Source organism: Guyparkeria sp. WRN-7, assembly GCF_001641825.1.
GTDB lineage: Bacteria > Pseudomonadota > Gammaproteobacteria > Halothiobacillales > Halothiobacillaceae > Guyparkeria.
This window is the reverse complement of sequence record NZ_LRFH01000003.1, coordinates 160873-178410: the sequence shown is the minus strand read 5'-3', so window position 1 is coordinate 178410 and position 17538 is coordinate 160873. Positions and strand designations below refer to the sequence as shown.

The 17538-nt window shown below is 66.8% G+C and carries 15 protein-coding genes and 1 tRNA gene; 7 read left to right on the top strand and 9 right to left on the bottom strand.

Going from position 1 to position 17538, the window contains the following annotated elements; all coding sequences use genetic code 11:
- Positions 1–27: 27 nt before the first annotated feature.
- From clpA to AWR35_RS02225, 5 genes are all read right to left on the bottom strand, one after another.
- Entirely contained in the window at positions 28–2319 is a 2292-nt protein-coding gene (gene clpA, locus AWR35_RS02245) for an ATP-dependent Clp protease ATP-binding subunit ClpA (RefSeq protein WP_058574333.1), read from the bottom strand.
- A gap of 114 nt (positions 2320–2433) precedes the next feature.
- On the bottom strand, positions 2434–2802 hold the full coding sequence (clpS, locus tag AWR35_RS02240) for an ATP-dependent Clp protease adapter ClpS (protein WP_082663852.1): 369 nt from the start codon (positions 2800–2802) through the stop codon (positions 2434–2436).
- 301 nt (positions 2803–3103) lie between these two features.
- Entirely contained in the window at positions 3104–4162 is a 1059-nt protein-coding gene (locus tag AWR35_RS02235; protein ID WP_058574332.1) for a S49 family peptidase, read from the bottom strand.
- Between the two features lie 70 nt (positions 4163–4232).
- Complete coding sequence (locus AWR35_RS02230) at positions 4233–4952, bottom strand: HAD-IA family hydrolase (RefSeq protein ID WP_197408106.1); 720 nt, start codon at positions 4950–4952, stop codon at positions 4233–4235.
- 80 nt (positions 4953–5032) lie between these two features.
- Entirely contained in the window at positions 5033–6019 is a 987-nt protein-coding gene (locus AWR35_RS02225) for an RluA family pseudouridine synthase (RefSeq protein ID WP_058574331.1), read from the bottom strand.
- A gap of 602 nt (positions 6020–6621) precedes the next feature.
- On the opposite strand from AWR35_RS02225, the gene rne reads away from it, so the two are divergent.
- The gene (gene rne / locus AWR35_RS02220) at positions 6622–9372 is read left to right on the top strand and encodes a ribonuclease E (RefSeq protein WP_066185028.1); all 2751 of its coding nucleotides are present in this window, start codon (positions 6622–6624) and stop codon (positions 9370–9372) included.
- 79 nt (positions 9373–9451) lie between these two features.
- On the opposite strand, the gene AWR35_RS02215 is transcribed toward rne, so the two are convergent.
- Positions 9452–9943 (bottom strand): low molecular weight protein-tyrosine-phosphatase, encoded by a 492-nt coding sequence (locus AWR35_RS02215; protein ID WP_058574329.1) that lies wholly within the window; start codon positions 9941–9943, stop codon positions 9452–9454.
- 239 nt (positions 9944–10182) lie between these two features.
- Here AWR35_RS02215 and AWR35_RS02210 point away from each other — a divergent pair.
- Positions 10183–10258 (top strand) — tRNA-Ala (locus tag AWR35_RS02210).
- A gap of 78 nt (positions 10259–10336) precedes the next feature.
- Here AWR35_RS02210 and AWR35_RS02205 read toward each other — a convergent pair.
- Complete coding sequence (locus tag AWR35_RS02205) at positions 10337–10831, bottom strand: hypothetical protein (protein WP_058574328.1); 495 nt, start codon at positions 10829–10831, stop codon at positions 10337–10339.
- Between the two features lie 189 nt (positions 10832–11020).
- Here AWR35_RS02205 and AWR35_RS02200 point away from each other — a divergent pair, with 189 nt between their 5' ends.
- From AWR35_RS02200 to AWR35_RS02190, 3 genes are all read left to right on the top strand, one after another.
- Positions 11021–11512, top strand: a complete 492-nt coding sequence (locus AWR35_RS02200) for a CIA30 family protein (RefSeq protein WP_058574327.1) — start codon at positions 11021–11023, stop codon at positions 11510–11512.
- 147 nt (positions 11513–11659) lie between these two features.
- Positions 11660–12235: an HPF/RaiA family ribosome-associated protein gene (locus AWR35_RS02195; protein ID WP_058574326.1), complete on the top strand. Its 576-nt coding sequence runs from the start codon at positions 11660–11662 to the stop codon at positions 12233–12235.
- A gap of 80 nt (positions 12236–12315) precedes the next feature.
- Entirely contained in the window at positions 12316–12756 is a 441-nt protein-coding gene (locus AWR35_RS02190; RefSeq protein WP_058574325.1) for a CBS domain-containing protein, read from the top strand.
- Between the two features lie 48 nt (positions 12757–12804).
- Here the strand turns inward: AWR35_RS02190 and AWR35_RS02185 are convergent, their stop codons facing one another.
- Positions 12805–13752 (bottom strand): rhodanese-like domain-containing protein, encoded by a 948-nt coding sequence (locus AWR35_RS02185; protein ID WP_082663849.1) that lies wholly within the window; start codon positions 13750–13752, stop codon positions 12805–12807.
- Positions 13753–13888: 136 nt separating this feature from the next.
- Here AWR35_RS02185 and AWR35_RS02180 point away from each other — a divergent pair, with 136 nt between their 5' ends.
- Positions 13889–14161, top strand: a complete 273-nt coding sequence (locus AWR35_RS02180; protein ID WP_058574323.1) for a hypothetical protein — start codon at positions 13889–13891, stop codon at positions 14159–14161.
- Positions 14162–14184: 23 nt separating this feature from the next.
- Here the strand turns inward: AWR35_RS02180 and AWR35_RS02175 are convergent, their stop codons facing one another.
- Positions 14185–14703: a hypothetical protein gene (locus AWR35_RS02175; RefSeq protein ID WP_058574322.1), complete on the bottom strand. Its 519-nt coding sequence runs from the start codon at positions 14701–14703 to the stop codon at positions 14185–14187.
- Positions 14704–15050: 347 nt separating this feature from the next.
- Between AWR35_RS02175 and leuS the strand changes: the two genes are divergently transcribed.
- Complete coding sequence (leuS, locus tag AWR35_RS02170) at positions 15051–17525, top strand: leucine--tRNA ligase (RefSeq protein ID WP_058574321.1); 2475 nt, start codon at positions 15051–15053, stop codon at positions 17523–17525.
- The last annotated feature ends 13 nt before the right edge of the window (positions 17526–17538 follow it).

The window sequence follows — 17538 nt, the reverse complement described above, 5'->3', positions numbered from 1 at the left end:
TTGCGTTGAGGTCCTTCCCTCGAGGCGTCAAGCAGTCGAGGATTCCTCGGCCACCGACTCGGGTGCCGGCGTGGCGGACAGGGCTGGCTCGTCGTCTTCCATGGAGAAACGGGCCGTGCCGCCGTCGGCGAGATCGCCGAACAGCATCTGCTCGGCCAGCGGCCGCTTGAGCTTGTCCTGGATCAGGCGGGCCATCGGGCGCGCACCCAGCACCACGTCGTAGCCTTTCTCGCCCAGCCAGTGACGGACCTCGTCGTCCACCTGCAGGGTGACGTGGTTCGCCTCGAGCTGCTGCTCGAGTTCCAGCAGGAGCTTGTCGACCACGTTGGCGATCTGCCGCGTGCCCAGCGACTGGAACTGGATGATGGCGTCCAGGCGGTTGCGGAACTCCGGCGTGAAGCCGCGCTTGATCGCCTCCATGCCGGACGAACCGATGTCCTGGGCGACGAAGCCCATGCTGTTCTTCGCCATTTCCTCGGCCCCCATGTTGGAGGTCATGATCAGGATGACGTGGCGGAAGTCGATGTTCCGGCCGTTGGTGTCGGTCAGCGAGCCGTTGTCCATCACCTGCAGCAGCACGTTGAACACGTCCGGGTGTGCCTTCTCGATCTCGTCGAGCAGCAGCACGCAGTGCGGGTTCTTGTGCACCTTCTCGGTCAAGAGACCGCCCTCGTCGAAGCCGACGTAGCCCGGCGGGGCACCGATCAGCCGCGAAACGCTGTGGCGCTCCATGTACTCGGACATGTCGAAGCGCACCAGCTCGATGCCCAAAAGGCGCGCAAGCTGCTTGGAGACCTCGGTCTTGCCCACGCCGGTCGGCCCGGCAAACAGGTAGGAGCCGATCGGCTTGTTGTCCGGGCGCAGGCCCGAACGGGCCAGCCGGATGGCGGTCGTGATCTGCTGGATGGCCTCGTCCTGGCCGAAGACCACCATCTTGAGGTTGCGGTCGAGGTTGCGGAGCACCTCGCGATCCGAGGTGGAGACGCTGCGCTCGGGGATGCGAGCCATCCGTGCGACCACGCGCTCGATGTCGCCCGCCGTGATGCGGTTGTCCTCGGGGCGCGGGTGCATCAGGCGGTGCTGGGCACCGACCTCGTCGATCACGTCGATGGCCTTGTCCGGCAGGTGGCGGTCGTTGATGTGGCGCGTGGAGAGCTTCACCGCCGCCTCGATCGCCTCGTCGGTGTAGACCACCTGGTGGTGCTTCTCGTAGCCCTCGCGCAGGCCGCGAATGATGTCGATCGTCTCCTCCTCGGAGGGTTCGGGGACATCGATCTTCTGGAAGCGGCGGGTCAGCGCGGCATCCTTCTCGAAGATGCTGCGGTACTCCTGGTGCGTGGTCGAGCCGATGCAGCGCAGCTCGCCCGAGGCGAGCGCCGGCTTGATCAGGTTCGAGGCGTCCATCGAGCCGCCCGAGGCGGAGCCCGCGCCGATCAGGGTGTGGATCTCGTCGATGAACAGGATCGCGTCGGGCACCGAGCGGACCTTCTTCAGCACGATCTTGAGACGCTTCTCGAAGTCGCCGCGGTACTTGGTGCCGGCGACCAGCGCGCCGAGATCGAGCGCGTAGATGGTCGACTCGGACAGCGCCTCGGGCACTTCGCCGTCGACGATCTTGCGCGCCAGGCCTTCGGCGATGGCGGTCTTGCCCACGCCGGCCTCGCCGACCAGCAGCGGGTTGTTCTTGCGCCGGCGCGAGAGGACCTGCTGGACGCGCTCGAGCTCGGCGGCACGGCCGATCAGGGGGTCGATCTTGCCCTCGGCGGCGTGCTTGTTGAGGTTGATGGCGAAGTTCTCGAAGGCGTTCTCGTCGGCCGGCTGTTCCTCGGCGGCCTCGATGTCGGCCTCGTGGCTGGTCGGCTCATCGTCCTCGATGCCGTCCTCGTCGTCGGCCTCCGGCCCGTGCGAGATGAAGTTGATCACGTCGAGTCGGGTCACGCCCGCCTTGTGCAGCAGGTGGACGGCATGGGCGTCCTGCTCGCCGAAGATCGCGGCGAGCACGTGCGCGCCGGAGACCTCGCTGCGCTGGGCGGCCTGCACCTGCATCACGGCGCGCTGAAGTACCCGCTGGAAGCCCAGCGTCGGCTGGGTCTCGCGCGGGTCGTTCTCCGGGATGCGGGGTGTGGTGCGGCGGATGTGCGCCTCGAGGTCCATGGCGAGCTGCGAGATGTTCGCGTTGCAGCCCTCCAGCACCATGCGCGCGTCGGGGTCCTCGAGGAGCGTGTGCAACAGGCTCTCGAGGGTGACGAATTCGTAGTTCTGGCGCCGGGCGCGGTCGAACACGCGGCTCAGGGTGGTTTCGAGGGATTTGCTCAGCACCGATCCTCTCCTCCGGTCAGTCTGCGTTGGCCCGGTCCCGGCTTGCCGCCGGGCCGTTGCCTGTCTCCCGATGATACGCCGGATTCCGGCGTTGCCAACGGGGTGAGGGATTTTCTATTCGGCGCGCTCCATCACGCACATCAGCGGGTACTCGTGTTCCCGGGCGATCTGATTGACCTGGCTGACGCGTGTCTCGGCGATCTCGCGGGTGAATTCGCCACAGACGCCGCGCCCATGGTGGTGCACTTCCAGCATCACGGCGTTGGCCTGGTCGAAGCTCATGCCGAACAGCTGCATCAGCACCTGTACAACGAAATCCATGGGGGTGAAATCGTCGTTCAACAAGAGCACCCGGTACATCGGGGGCTCGTCACTGACCGCCTGCTCGGAGACTTCTTCGGTCTCGAGCGGGCGACGCGTGATCTGCGGCCCGGCGACGACCTGCGGGTAGACGGGATGGTCGGGGGTGTGTCTTTCGGTCATGGCCACAGTCTAACCCGAGGCGGCGGGCAGGAAGGTCTGCACGAATCCGATGCCACTCTGGCTTGGCGAGTCGTTCGTGATCAAGGCGTGAGGTCGCCGGCGTGCCGGTGGCCACGCCAAGACATCGCAACGCGGAGCACGGGCGACTCGCCACGCCCCGCAGGGCGCGCCTTGAGCCGGGCATCTGCTGCGTTGTCGTCCTTGGAAAGGGAATCATCCTTCCGTGGCGGACGAACGCCTTGCATCTGCCCGGCCCAAGGCACGCAGAGCGGTATCGGATTCGTGCAGACCTTCCTGTATCTCAGGGGAGCATCATCGGGGTGGCCGTCTCCCGGGTCATGCCGGAGAGCGAGCTGCCGAACTCGTCGGCGGTGGTGCTCAGCAGCTCCTCAAGACGGTTGCGCCTCGGGGTGAAGTCGATCTGCTGCTCGACACCGATGCGGTCGCGGACCACGCCGCGCACGCTGTCGAAGCCGTCGATCAGGCCCTTCTCTTTCGCCGTCTCGCCGGTATAGAACAGCCCGGAGAAGATCGCTTCGTCCTCGGCGAGCCGCTCGCCGCGGCCGGTCTTCACCGCCTCGATGAACTGGGCGTGGATCTCCTCGAGTACGCCCTTGAGATAGTCGGTCTCTTCCGGGTCGGCCGGGCTGAACGGGTCGGCGATCGCCTTGTTCTCGCCGGCGGTCAGCAGTCGGCGTTCGATGCCGAGCTTCTCCATCGCGCCGACGAAGCCGAAGCTGTCCATGCGCACGCCGATCGAGCCGACGATCGAGGACGGGTTGGCGTAGATCTCGTCGGCCGCGGCCGCAATGTAGTAGCCGCCCGAGGCCGCCATGTCCTCGGCCACGGCGTAGACGGGCTTGTCCGGATGATCGGCCTTGAGCTCGCGGATGGCGTTGAAGATCGCGCTCGACTGCACCGGACTACCGCCCGGGGTGTTCATGCGCAGCACGATGCCCTTGATGTTCTCCTGCTCGAAGGCCTTCTCCAGCTGCGGGATCACCCGGCGGGCCTCGGTGGTCTCACCGGTCGCGATCAGACCGGAGATGTCGATCACCGCGGCGGAGGGCTTGCCCAGCCCCGGTGCGCTGCGGTTGCCGGCGGTGAACAGCAGGGTGAACAGCGTCAGGGACCAGACCACCAGCGCGACCGTCACCAGGCGGAAGAATACCTTCCAGCGCCGGGCGCGGCGCTGCTCGATCAGACCGTGGCGTGCCATGTCCAGCAGCGCGTCACGGGCCCAGTCCGGTTCCGCTTCACGGCGGGGCGGACGTTCGTCGACGGACGGTTCGCGCGGCGTGTGCCCCGGTTCGTGGGGCGGGTCGATGCGGACGTCGTCTGGCGGGGTGGTCTGGCTCATGATGATTTCGGTCCGGTATTGAGAGCCCGGCGCGCTGGCGCTTTCACGGGCGTGTGCGGGTGACGGGCTGTCAGACGGCCGGACGCTTGCTGGGTTCCGCCGGCTGCCATTCGCCGTCGTGCAGCTGGGCCAGGCGCTCGATCAGCCAGTCCGGTCGGGCGGCGGCGAGCCGCTCGCGCGGATGGGCGCCGTGGGTGATGCCGATTGCGTGCGTGCCGGCGTTCCGCCCCATCAGCAGATCGAAGTCGGTGTCACCCACCATCCAGGTCTCGCCCGGCAGGCTGCCGGTGTAGTCGAGGATGCCCTCGAGCATGTCCGGATGCGGCTTGGAACGCGTTTCCTCGGCGGTCAGCGTGTGGTGAAAGTAGTCCGCCGTGCCGGTCTGCGCAAGGGCGCGATCCAGCCCGCGGCGCGACTTGCCGGTGGCCACGGCAAGGAGGCAGCCGGCCTCGCCGAGCGTCTTGAGCAGGGTCTCGGCTTCGGGGTAGAGCGCGACCGGTTCCTCGTTGGCGAAGTAGCAGCGGTGATAGGCCTGGGCCAGCGCCTCGCGGAAGTCGTCCTTCTCGTCGGGGAACAGTTCGGCAATGGCGTTCGCCAGCGACAGGCCGATGATGCCGCGGATCGACTCGTCGGGCAGTGGCGGGCGGTCGACCGAAGTCAGCGCCTCCTGGAAGGCGGTGACGATACGGCCGGTGGAGTCGGCCAGGGTGCCGTCCCAGTCGAACACCACCAGGCGCGGCATGGTGCGCAGGTGGTCGGGGCGGACGAGGAGGTCGTTTAACTGGGTCATCGTGGGTGTCATTGAAGGGGTCATGGAAGCGCTCATGCAGGCGGTTATCGGGTCGCAGCCCGTTTTTTCAAGCCCGGTGATCAGGCCTGGCCGGCGGCCTTGACGCTCAAACCGGCGCGGTCGAGCAGCGGTTGCCACGCCTCCGGCGGCAGGCTGGTGATCGTCAGTCGACCACCGTGAGCCGGATGGCTGAGCGTGAGCCGGTAGGCGTGCAGCATCAGGCCGGGTCGACGACGGGCCAGCGGCCGGTCGAGGCCGCGATCGCCGTACTTCGTGTCGCCGACGATCGGATGGCCGGCATGGCGGCAGTGCACGCGGATCTGGTGGGTCCGGCCGGTGTGCAGGGTGGCGGCCATCAGGCTTACTGCCGGGCCACGGTGGCTGGTGCCGAGGCGTTCGAAGTCCGTGCGGGCGCTCTTGCCGTGCTGCGGGTCCACCACTACCTGGTGGGCGCGCCCGTCGCCCTGGTCCTTGCGCAGCGGTGCGCTGATGGTCTGGTGCGCATCGCGCCAGTGACCGTGACAGAACACCAGGTAACGTTTCTTTGCCGCCCCTTCCGGGCGGAACTGCTCCTGCAATTCCAGCAAGGTGTCGCGCGACTTGGCGACGACGATCAGGCCGCTGGTCTCGCGGTCGATACGGTGGACCAGCTCCAGCATGGCCGCGTCGGGGCGGGCGGCACGCAGCAGTTCGATCAGACCGAAGTCGTAGCCGCTGCCGGCATGGGCGGCCAGCCTGGCGGGCTTGTCGACCACCAGCAGGGCATCGTCCTCGTGGCGGATCAGCGTCTCGGCCCGCGCCAGCCAGCCGGCGGGAATTTGCGCATCGCGCCGGTTGGTGTTCGGGTCGCCACGAAGGTCGCGCACCGGCGGGATGCGCACGATGTCGCCGTCACGCAGGCGCTGCATGGGCTTGGCGCGCTTCTTGTTGACGCGCACCTGGCCCTTGCGGATCAGCCGGTAGACCAGGGCCCGTGGCTGCTTGTCGTGCTGGGCACCGAGCTCGCGCAGCAGGAAGTTGTCCAGGCGCTGGCCGTCGCTGCGGGCGTCGACCGTCTCGTGGCGCACGCGGGGTCGATCGTCGGGCGATTGTTGCGGAGCGGCTTGGTGTTTTTCGACTGACATCTGATGGCTAGCTGGCGACGGTGTCCGGGGCCGGAGAGGTGATGCACGGCGCCGGTCGGCGACGGGTCGATTGGCGGCGGTGGGCCGGTGGGGATGTGATAGTATCAGCGCACTGTGGCAAAAGTCAGGTAGTGCGGCCCGTGCCCGCTACCCACGGCAGCCAGCGAGTGCCCGGGTGTTTCGACCGTCGGCGCCGCGCGCCAGACCTTCCCGTTTGCCCTCGAGCGACCCGGCCGGCCAACCCGGCCCGGGGCTCGATCGGCGAGACCAGCCTCGGGCTGCCGCCTGCTCACAGTGGCAAGAAACGATCATTTGGTTATTACGTCCTGAATTCATGCGCCTAGCCTGGCTTCTTTCCCTGCCGCTTCCCGTCCTGTGCCGCCTGCTGGCGGCCGGGCAGGAGCTGTCGTGTCCGCGGTCCTCGTCGACCACGCGGCGCGCGGTGGCGGGCTGTGCGCGTCAGGACGTTTCCCTGAAGTCAAGTCACCTCTCGCGCACGGCCCGTTGCCTGACGCGATTGGTGCAGAAACGTCGAGAATTTTTCCATGAAACGAATGCTGATCAACGCAACGCACTCCGAGGAGATCCGCGTTGCGCTAGTAGACGGGCAACGCCTCTATGACATCGACATAGAGACCCCGTCCCGGGAGCAGAAGAAGGCCAACGTCTACAAGGCCACCATCACGCGCATCGAGCCCAGCCTCGAGGCCGTCTTCGTCAACTACGGCGCCAATCGCCACGGGTTCCTGCCCTTCAAGGAGATCTCGCCCGAGTACTTCGACCCCAAGGCGGTCGACGACAAGGGGCGTCCGATCATCAAGGACGCGCTCAAGGAAGGTCAGGAGCTGATCGTCCAGGTCGAGAAGGAAGAGCGCGGCAACAAGGGCGCGGCCCTGACCACGCTGGTCAGCCTGGCCGGGCGCTACCTGGTGGTCATGCCCAACAACCCCAAGGCCGGCGGCGTCTCGCGCCGTATCGAGGGCGACGACCGCGCCGAGATCAAGGCCGCGCTGGCACAGCTCGAGGTGCCGGCGGGGATGGGCCTGATCGTGCGCACTGCCGGGGTCGGTCGTGACGTCGAGGAACTGCAGTGGGACCTCGACTACCTGGTGCAGGTCTGGACCGCCATCCGCGAGGCGGCCGAGAGCCGTCCCGCGCCGTTCCTGATCTACCAGGAAAGCAACCTCATTATCCGCGCGCTGCGCGACTACATGCGCAACGACATCGGCGAGATCCTGATCGACGAGCCGGGCATCTACCAGCAGGCCATGGACTTCGTCCAGATGGTCACGCCCAAGGTCGCCGACAAGATCAAGCTCTACGACGACCCGACCCCGCTGTTCTCCCGCTACCAGATCGAGTCGCAGATCGAGTCGGCCTACCAGCGCAACGTGACGCTGCCCTCGGGCGGCGAGCTGGTGTTCGACGTCGCCGAGGCGATGACCGCGGTCGACATCAACTCCGGGCGCAACACCAAGGGCCAGGACATCGAGGACACCGCCTTCAACACCAACCTGGAGGCGGCCGAGGAGATCGCCCGTCAGCTGCGCCTGCGCGACCTGGGCGGGCTGATCGTGATCGATTTCATCGACATGAACTCGTCCAAGCACCAGCGCGAGGTCGAGAACCGGCTGCGCGATTCGCTCAAGTACGACCGCGCCCGGGTGCAGACCAGCCGCATCTCACGCTTCGGTCTGCTGGAGATGTCGCGCCAGCGCCTGCGTGCCTCGCTGGAGGAATCCAGCCAGCACATGTGCCCGCGCTGCAACGGCCAGGGCGTGATCCGTTCGGTCGAGTCGCTGTCGCTTGCCATCCTGCGCCTGCTGGTCGACGAGGCGATGAAGGACAACACCGGTCGCGTGGTCGCCCAGGTGCCGATCGATGTCGCCACCTACCTCCTCAACGAGAAGCGCGACCAGATCAACGAAATCGAGCAGGCCAACAACGTCGACCTGCTGCTGATCCCCAACATCAATCTCGAGACGCCGCACTACGAGATCGAGCGGGTCCGCGCCGACGACACCGAGGCCAAGGGGCGTGACGTCCAGCAGCTGATCGAGCCGCTCAATGTCGAGACGCCGACGCCCGAGCCGCGCCATCGCAAGACCGAAAAGGCTGCGGTGCAGACCATTCCGCGCCCGGCCCAGCCGGCGCCGGAAAAGGCGGCTCCGGAAAAGCCGGCCAAGGCCGAGGCCGCCGAGAAGAAGACCGTGCCTGCCGCCGAAGCCGCGCCGGCCAAGCCGGCGGCAAACGGTGCCATGTCCCTGCTGCGTCGCGTGGTGACCCAGCTGTTCGGCGCCCCGGCCGAGGAAGAGGCTGAAAAGGCCGCCGGCGGCAAGGGCAAGTCGACGAAAAAGGATGCCGACAAGGCCAAAGGCAAGGGCCGCAAGAACGGCGAGCCCAAGGATGCTGCTCGTGGTGACCAGCAGGACAAGGAAGGCGGCCAGGGCAAGGGCAAAGGCAAGTCCGGCGGCCGCCGTCGCCGGGGCCGTGGCCGTCGCGGAGGCAACCAGCAGGGCGCTGGTCAGAAGCCGGAGCAGAAGGTCGAGCAGTCGACCGAATCCGGCAAGGCCGAAGCGAAGCCCAAGCCGGAGTCCGGCGGTCGCAAGCCCGAGGGCGAAGGCCAAGGTGGCCAAGGTGGCAAGGGCGGCCCGGGCAACAAGGGGCGCGGCCGTGGCGATCGCGGACCGAAGAGCGAGCCGCGCACACCGCCCCCGCTGGGTGAACGCGAGCGCAAGATGGTCGAGCAGCAGCTCGCCGCGCCGGTCAGTGACGGCCCCAGCCTGCCGCTGGACGTCGCCAAGAAGAAGGGCGTGGCCGAGGACCTGCCGCCGAATGCCTCCGTGCGCCTGGAAAGCAGCGACCGGCTGGTGAAAGCCGCCGACGGCAAGACGGCCAAGGCCGGTGCCAAGAGTGGTTCTGGTTCCAGTGCCTCGACAGCGGCAGCCCCGGCGGCCGAAGACAAGGCGCCAGAGCAGCAGCCGTCGAAGCCAGCCAAGACCGAGACTGTCGCCGCGGCCGCACCGCAAGAGCCGCAGCCGGTTGACGCCAAGGCGGCAGCCGACACGGGAGCCACCTCGGAGGCGACCGAGCCGAAGTCGGCCGCCGAGACGACGGCAGCCGCGTCCCCGGTCGAGGAAAAACGCGAGCCGGAGCCGGCTACCGCCGAAGCGTCGCAGGCCCCGGCCTCGTCCGAGGCTGGCGAGGCCGCGTCTGGTGAACCGGTTTCCACCGCGGAGACCACTAGCGAGAGCGCTGAAGACGGGCAGTCCGACCAGGACAAGCGTGAACGCTGATCCGTCGGCCACCGTCGAGCCCAAACGCAAAACGCCCCGCACTAAGCGGGGCGTTTTTTATGGCGTTCTCCAGGTCGGTTCAGCCGAGGTGCCGGCGCCGGATGTCCTCGAGCAGATTGCCGGCCGCCGCCTCGACCATATCGAGCACCTGTTCGAAGCCGTTGGTGCCACCGTAGTAGGGGTCCGGCACCTCCTCGAGACCGTAGTCCGGGGCGTAGCTCATGAACAGGTGCGGCTTGTCACGCAGCGCCTCGTCGGCCAGCGACTGCAGAATCTCCAGGTTGGCCAGATCCATGGCGAGCACGTAGTCGTACTCGGCGATGTCTTCGGCTCGCACCTGGCGAGCAGTGAGGTGATCCATGCGGTACTGACGGGACATCGCCGCGCGCATCGCACGCTCGTCGGGCGGGTTGCCGACGTGGAAGGCGTGGGTGCCGGCCGAGTCGATCCGGATGTGATCGGCCAGCTGGGCCTGTTCGACCAGTCGCTCGAACACGGCGTGGGCGGTGGGCGAGCGACAGATGTTGCCCATGCAGACGAACAGGACGCTTGGGACGTTGGTCTCCGTCATGTGGTACCTCGTCGTTGGCGAAGGGTGGGGCAGGCGGCCGGAAACGGTCGCCCGATCGGTTGGCGCTAATGTAACCAAATTCCGGCCGCCTTGCTTGGCATGGATGTCATTCGACCGATCGGGTCGGGGCGCCTGCGACCGTGAATCAGCGGCTTGGGCCGGTCGGTGGCAATCGCCCGTGACAGGGTGTTGACAGCCTCCGTCGTGCCGGTACAATGCGCGCATTCCTCGAGACGAGAGGGGCCATAGCTCAGCTGGGAGAGCGCCTGCATGGCATGCAGGAGGTCGGCGGTTCGATCCCGCCTGGCTCCACCAAACACCAGAAAAAGCCCGGGTTCGCCATCGCGACCCGGGCTTTTTTGCGTCTGGCCGTCGGTCAAGCGGCGTGAACGCTCAGGGGAAGTTGATCGACTGGGTGGTCCGACCCGTGGCCGGCACCCTCAGCTCGAAATCGCGGGCGTGGCCGCGATACCGGGTCGTGGCCTGATAGTCGCCGGCGGGCAGGTCGATGTAGATCAGTGGTCCGTCGGTCGTCGCCTCGAATCGGGTCTGCCCGCTTTCGTCGCGGATCGTGACGTCCACCGAGGAAACGAAAGCGCCGCGCTGGCCCTTGGAGAACTGCAGGGTTACCGGGAAGGACGTCCCGTGCTGTTCGAGCCAGGCCCGTTCGCCCGCCCCGAGCCCTCCGGTCAGGTAACGAACCCCACGGTATTCCTGCACCGCCACGGCGCTGGCGGCAATCTCGTCCGGTGTTACCGGCTGGCGCTCCTCTTCGCTGATCGGTTCCCAGCCGGGTTTCTTCCATGGCTCGTCCTCGGCCGCCAGGGCGGGGAAGGCTAGGGTGGCCGATGCCAGGGAGAGAGCAGTTGCGGCATAAATGGGACGCATGGCGTTACCTCCTGGTTGCGGGTCGATCAATGGTGGTTAGCAGGTTAGCCGCCTGGCCTGGGCCGTGCCCGTGGTCCATGCTGGATGGGACCGTTGGCGGACCGTGTGATTGCGATGCCGTAACGGATTCGAGTCGATGGCCGCACTCGGGTTCCGCCCGGTGAGGCGAGGAAGGCTGGAGGCGACTGGGTGAGCGACTGGCTGACATTTCGCGATGCCGACGAGGCGAGCCACTGGCGTGCCGTCAACGATGGCGTAATGGGCGGGGTCTCCGCCGGACGGTTCCGCTGCGAGGACGGCCGGGGCGTGTTCAGCGGTCACCTGTCGCTGGAGCATGGCGGCGGTTTCGCCTCCGTGCGCCGGGTCGTTCCCGCCGGCGAATTTGCCGGCACCGACGGTGTCTGGATGCGGGTGCGTGGCGACGGTCGCCGCTACCAGTGCCGGGTGGGCAGCGAGCAGCTTCCTGCCGGTGCTTCGTATGCCGCCCACTTCGACACGACGGCCGACCGTTGGCAGGACGTTTCGCTGCCATGGGGGGACTTCGAGGCGGTATTTCGTGGTCGTCGCCTCGCCAATGCCCCGCCGCTGTCAGCGCAACGGATCGAGCGCTTCGGTTTTCTGCTGGCCGATCGTCATCCGGGCGTGTTCTGTCTGGAAATCACCACCGTCGGCCTGTTCTGAGGCCGGTTCTGGCCTTCGCGGGAAAGCGCCTGCGGGGGAGGGGGTGTCATCTGCCGAACGTCGCCTACACTCATACCGAGACAACCCTCACGCGCGCCCGCGCTGATCCTGATCGTTGTCGGGCGCATCGTCCCAGGAGAGCACGCGATGAATGGCGAGATCACCTTTCCCCTCGAAATCGAATACCGGCACATGGATCGCTCCGAGGTGCTGGACAACAAGATCCGCGACAACGTGGCCAAGCTCACCCGCTACTACGAGCACATCATGTCCTGTCGCGTGGTGGTCGAGCCCAGTCAGAACCGTCACAACAAGGGAAACCTCTACCACACGGTAATCGACGTCACCGTGCCGACCGGCGAGCTGGTCGCCAGCCGTGATCCACAGAAGAATCACGCGCATGAGGACCCGTATGTGGCCGTGCGTGATGCCTTCAAGGCGATGCAGCGCCAGTTGCAGTCGTTCGCCGCCAAGCAGCGTGGTGACGTCAAGCGCCACGAGGCGCCGCCGCACGGGCGTATCGTGGAGTTGGCCCCGGATGGCTTCGGCGTGATTCTCGCGGCCGACGGGCGGGAGGTGAATTTCTCCCGCAACAGCGTGGTGGACTACGACTTCGACAAGCTCGAGGGCGGAGAGACGGTGCGTTTCTCCGAGGTTCAGGGCGACGACGGGCCAGCGGCCAGCACCGTGCATGTGGAGGGCAAGCACCACACGACGGGCTGAGCTATCGGTCGTGACGTTCGCCGTTTCGGGGTGGGTCGCTTTCAGGCCCCTGGCTCTATCCGTCACAGAGGAGAAACGCCATGCATGTGGGTGAAATCTGCAACCAGGAAGTGATCACCGTCGCGGCCGATGAATCGGTCCAGAGTGTGGCGACGATCCTGCGCAAGGAGCACGTCGGTGACGTCGTGGTGGTCGATGACGGCCGCAAGCCGGTCGGGATCGTCACCGACCGGGACCTGGTCCTCGAGGTGATGGTGCCCGGTCTCGATCCGGCTGATCTGACCGCGCGTGAAATCGCCACGGACCCCGTGGTGACCGTGGAAGCGGGCGATGACCTGTTCGCTGCCATGGAGATCATGGAGGCCAAGGGCGTGCGACGGCTACCGGTGGTGCAGTCGGACGGTTCGCTGATCGGGGTGCTGACGGTGGACGATATCTGGGAGCTGCTGACCGGCCTGCAGACGCAGCTGGCGGGCGTGGTCAATCGTCAGCGCAAGCAGGAGCGCCAGCGCCGTCCCTGACGTCGGGGCTCGTCCGGACACGCTTACCCTGAATCCCGTCCGGCGCGGTCAGTCCGAATCGGCCCTGTCGTTCCGCTCGGAGGTCGCGGCCTGCGCATCGGGCCGGACCAGCGGCAGATCGCGGGCGTTCCAGCTGCGCAGCCCGGCGTCGTGTACCCGCATGTTGCGAAAGCCCGCCTGGTAGAACATGGCGTAATCGATCGCGCTGCCGGTCCCGCCCAGGCAGGTGATCAGGAAGGGTGTGTCGTGCGTGATGCCGTGCGCCTCGAAGAACGATTCGATGCCGGCCGGCTTCATGTACAGGCGGCCTTCATCGTTCTCGTGGACGAAGTCCTCCCAGGGTTTGTTGATCGTGCCCTCGATGCGGCCGAACTTGGGGTTGGCGGGGAATTTGTCGCTGCCGGCGAAATGGGCGGCCGGCCGACCGTCGACGACGGGGTATTCGTCGCGGATTGCGGCCAGTTCGTCTGTGGAGAGTTCCAGCGCGGGCAGCGGCCGGGCGACGAAATCGCCGCCATTCGGGTCGTGCTGGCTGTCGGCGACCGGGCCGCCGGCCTGCTGCCAGCCGTGCCAGCCCTGATCGAGCATGCCGACGTTGGTGTGGCCAAGGGTGTGCAGAAGCCAGAACAGGTAGAAGGCCCCCAACACCTCGTTCATGTCGTTGCCCTTGTAGTAGATGACGATGCCATCGCCATCATCGACGCCCAGATCGCGGAACATCGTCTGCAGGGTGTCGGCCGGCAGGTGAACCAGGGCCGCATCCTCGTCCTGTTCGCGCCAGACGGACTTCGTGGTCATCCGGGCGCCGGGGATATGCCCGTCGAACAGGAAGGAAGTCTCGTTGGAAACCTCGATGACGGACAGGTCGGACGCATCGAGGTTTTCGACCAGCCATGCCGGCTCGGCCAGCGGCGGCACGCTGATCGCCCAGGCGCCGGCGGTTGGTAATGCCGTGAGCAGCATCAGTAGCAGGGAGGAAAACGATCCTCGTTGCATGGTGGACTCCAGCGGGTTCGACGCGGGTGGATGACGTTGCGTTTTGGGCCACGGGGAAGGCCCGGGGTTCCGTGGCTGCGACTCAGCCTGAGCCACGATGGCGTGCAGGTGCCGTCATGACGGCGGGAGACGAGCGATGCGAAAACGGGTTGCCACGATCGGTGCGCTGTGTCTGATCCTGGTGTCGGCCGGCTGTGGTGGTCATGTCTACCAGCGGCCGGTCGAGGTGCCAGCGGCCCGATGGAACGACATCAGCGCGGGTTGCTGGAGCGAGGCGTATTCGCGTGCGCAATCGCAGGCGAACCCGTCAGAGCGCGGCCCCTACGAGAAAGCGTTTCGCCGGGCGTTCGACGACTGCATGCAGGGCCACGGCTTTTACCGCCAATGGACCTGGGGCATGGTCAAGTAGGGTGGCCGGGTTGCCCCTGGGGGTCAGGCGCGACGGAACGATTCGCCACCGCAGTTGGGGCAGCGCGGCAGCGGGCCGAATGTGTCGTGATGCAGGATCTCGCCGCAGTTGGTGCACTTCAGGCGCTTGGGGCTGGTGACGTGGCCGGTAACCCATTCGCGCGGGCGGGTGCGCTCGGCCTCGTTGCGGATCTGCTCGAGCGTCACGTCGGTCTGGTCGGCGATCGACAGCAGCCGGCTGCCGACGTCGCCGGCCCAGTCGCGCAAGGTTTCGCGGATGCTCTCGCCCTCGCTGGCGAGGCTTTCGCGGGTGTGCTCCAGATCGTCCTTGACCGCCTCGACGATCTCGTGGCGAAAGTCCTCGGTGTCGAGGGTCGAGGCCTCTTCCTCGGCCAACTGGGCAATACGGGCGCGATCGGCCGGTCGTTGCCCGGGCTCGTCGAGCAGGCGGGCGTAGATCCGTTCGAGCAGTTGGTAGTAGCCGTGTCGCAGCGCCTCGTAGGTTTCGCTGTGGTCCCGGTGCTCGTGTCCGCTATCGGTCATGCGATCTCGTCTCCTTGTTGCCTGCTGGGCGGTTGGATGGGCCGTTTCCCCGGTTGGCGTCGTGCTCGCCGAGTCGTGCAGGGGGTGGCTCCTTTCGGTATTCTAGTGCGCTACGGAAGGTCTGCACGAATCCGATGCTGCTCTGCGTGCCTTCCCTAGTCAGCCCCCGGTGGCGTTGTCGAGAATCGAACGACGCCGCGCCCGGGGGCGTTGCCATTGAATAGACGACTGCAATCGTGGCCGAGGGTCGGCCCCGAACGCAACGTGCCCCGGGCGATGGCCGACTCTCGGACGATGGCGGGCCTCCCCCGGGCAGACGCTCAAATACAAGGTAGAAACAGTCCCACATGCACGAGCAATACAACCCCGCGAAAGTCGAGGACGAGGCGCAACGCTTCTGGGAAGACAAGCAGGTATTCCACGTCCGCGAGGATCCCACCCGCGAGAAGTTCTACTGCCTGTCGATGTTCCCGTACCCCTCCGGCCGACTGCACATGGGGCACGTGCGCAACTACACCATCGGCGACGTCATCAGCCGCTACCAGCGCATGCTGGGCAAGAACGTCCTCCAGCCGATGGGCTGGGATGCCTTCGGCCTGCCGGCGGAGAACGCCGCGCTGAAGAACAAGGCCGCGCCGGCGCGCTGGACCTTCGAGAACATCGACTACATGCGCGGCCAGCTGCAGCGTCTCGGCTTTGCCTACGACTGGGACCGGGAGTTGGCCACCTGTGATCCGGACTACTACCGCTGGGAGCAGTGGCTGTTCACCCGTCTGGTGAAGAAGGGGCTCGCCTACAAGAAGACCGCAGTGGTCAACTGGGATCCGGTCGACCAGACCGTGCTCGCCAACGAGCAGGTCATCGACGGCTGCGGCTGGCGCTCGGGCGCGCCGGTCGAGCGCCGCGAGATCCCGCAGTGGTTCATCCGCATTACCGACTACGCCGACCAGCTGCTCGAGGATCTGGACAAGCTCGAGCAGTGGCCCGAGCAGGTGCGCACCATGCAGGCCAACTGGATCGGTCGCTCGCGCGGCGTGCAGCTCGACTTTGACGTCGACAACGGCGAGCCGCTGACCGTGTTCACCACCCGCCCGGACACGCTGTTCGGCGTCACCTACCTCGCCGTGGCCGCCGACCACCCGCTCGCGGTCGCTGCGGGCCTGAAGGACGAGCAGGTGGCCGCCTTCCGCGAGGAGTGCCGCCACACCAAGGTCGCCGAGGCCGACATGGCGACCATGGAGAAGAAGGGCATGCCGCTGGGTGTGACCGCCACGCACCCGCTGACCGGCGAGTCGGTGCCCGTCTGGGTGGCCAACTTCGTCCTGATGGAATACGGCACCGGCGCGGTGATGTCCGTGCCTGCCCACGACGAACGCGACTGGGAATTCGCTCAGAAGCACGATCTGGCCATCAAGCCGGTGATCGAGGGTGCCGAGCCTGATCACGATTACGGCCAGGGCGCGATGACCGAGAAGGGCACGCTGATCGATTCGGGCGAGTTCACCGGGCTTTCCAGCGAAGCGGCCTTCGACCGGATCGTCGCCAAGCTCGCCGAGGCCGGGCAGGGCAAGGAGACGATCAACTACCGCCTGCGCGACTGGGGCGTCTCGCGCCAGCGCTACTGGGGTTGCCCGATCCCGATCATCAACTGCGAGCACTGCGGCCCGGTGCCGGTGCCCGACGAGGACCTGCCTGTCGTCCTGCCCACCGACGTGGTGATGGAAGGCCCGGGCTCGCCGATCAAGTCCGACCGCGACTTCATCGATACCACCTGCCCCGAGTGCGGCAGCCCGGCCGAGCGCGAGACCGACACCTTCGATACCTTCTTCGAGTCGAGCTGGTACTACGCCCGTTTCGCCAGCGCCGACTCGGACCAGGCCATGCTCGACGAGCGCGCCGCCTACTGGCTGCCGGTCGACCAGTACGTCGGTGGCATCGAGCACGCCGTGCTGCACCTCCTGTACGCGCGCTTCTTCCACAAGCTGATGCGCGACGAGGGGCTGATCCCGGCCGACTGCGCCGAGCCGTTCACCCGCCTGCTCACCCAGGGCATGGTGAACAAGGACGGCGCCAAGATGAGCAAGTCCAAGGGCAACACGGTCGATCCGCAGGAGCTGATCGAGGAGTACGGCGCGGATACCGTGCGGCTGTTCATGATGTTCGCCGCGCCGCCCGATCAGGGCCTGGAGTGGTCGGATTCGGGCGTCGAGGGCGCACACCGCTTCCTCAAGCGCCTGTGGCGCCAGGTCGCCGAGCGTAAGGGCGCCGGTATCGACCTGACCCGGCGCGTCACGTCGGCCGACGAGATCGGCGATGCGGACGCGTCGACCAAGGACCTGTACCGCAAGCTCCACGAGACCATCGGCCGGGTCACCGACGACATCGACAAGCGCCAGACCTTCAATACCGTGATCGCGGCGAACATGGAGCTGTTCAACGAGCTGGCGCGTTTCGAGGCGAACGAGGCGGCCGGCGAGTCGGTCGTGGCCGCCGTCATCCAGGACATGCTGCGCATGCTGGCGCCGATCGTGCCGCACATCACCCACAGCCTCTGGCACGAGGTCGGCGGGGAAGGCACCATTGCCGATGCGGCCTGGCCGACGCTCGACGAGAAGGCGCTGGTGCGTGACGAGATCGAGATGGTGGTGCAGGTCAACGGCAAGCTGCGCGCCAAGATCCAGGTGCCGGCGGCCGCCGACAAGGACGCCATCGAGGCGCAGGCGCTGGAGAACGAGGACGTCCGGCGCTTCACCGAGGACGGCGAGATCAAGCGTGTGATCGTCGTGCCGAACAAACTGGTCAATATCGTGGTGGCGAAGTGATGACGACCCGGGA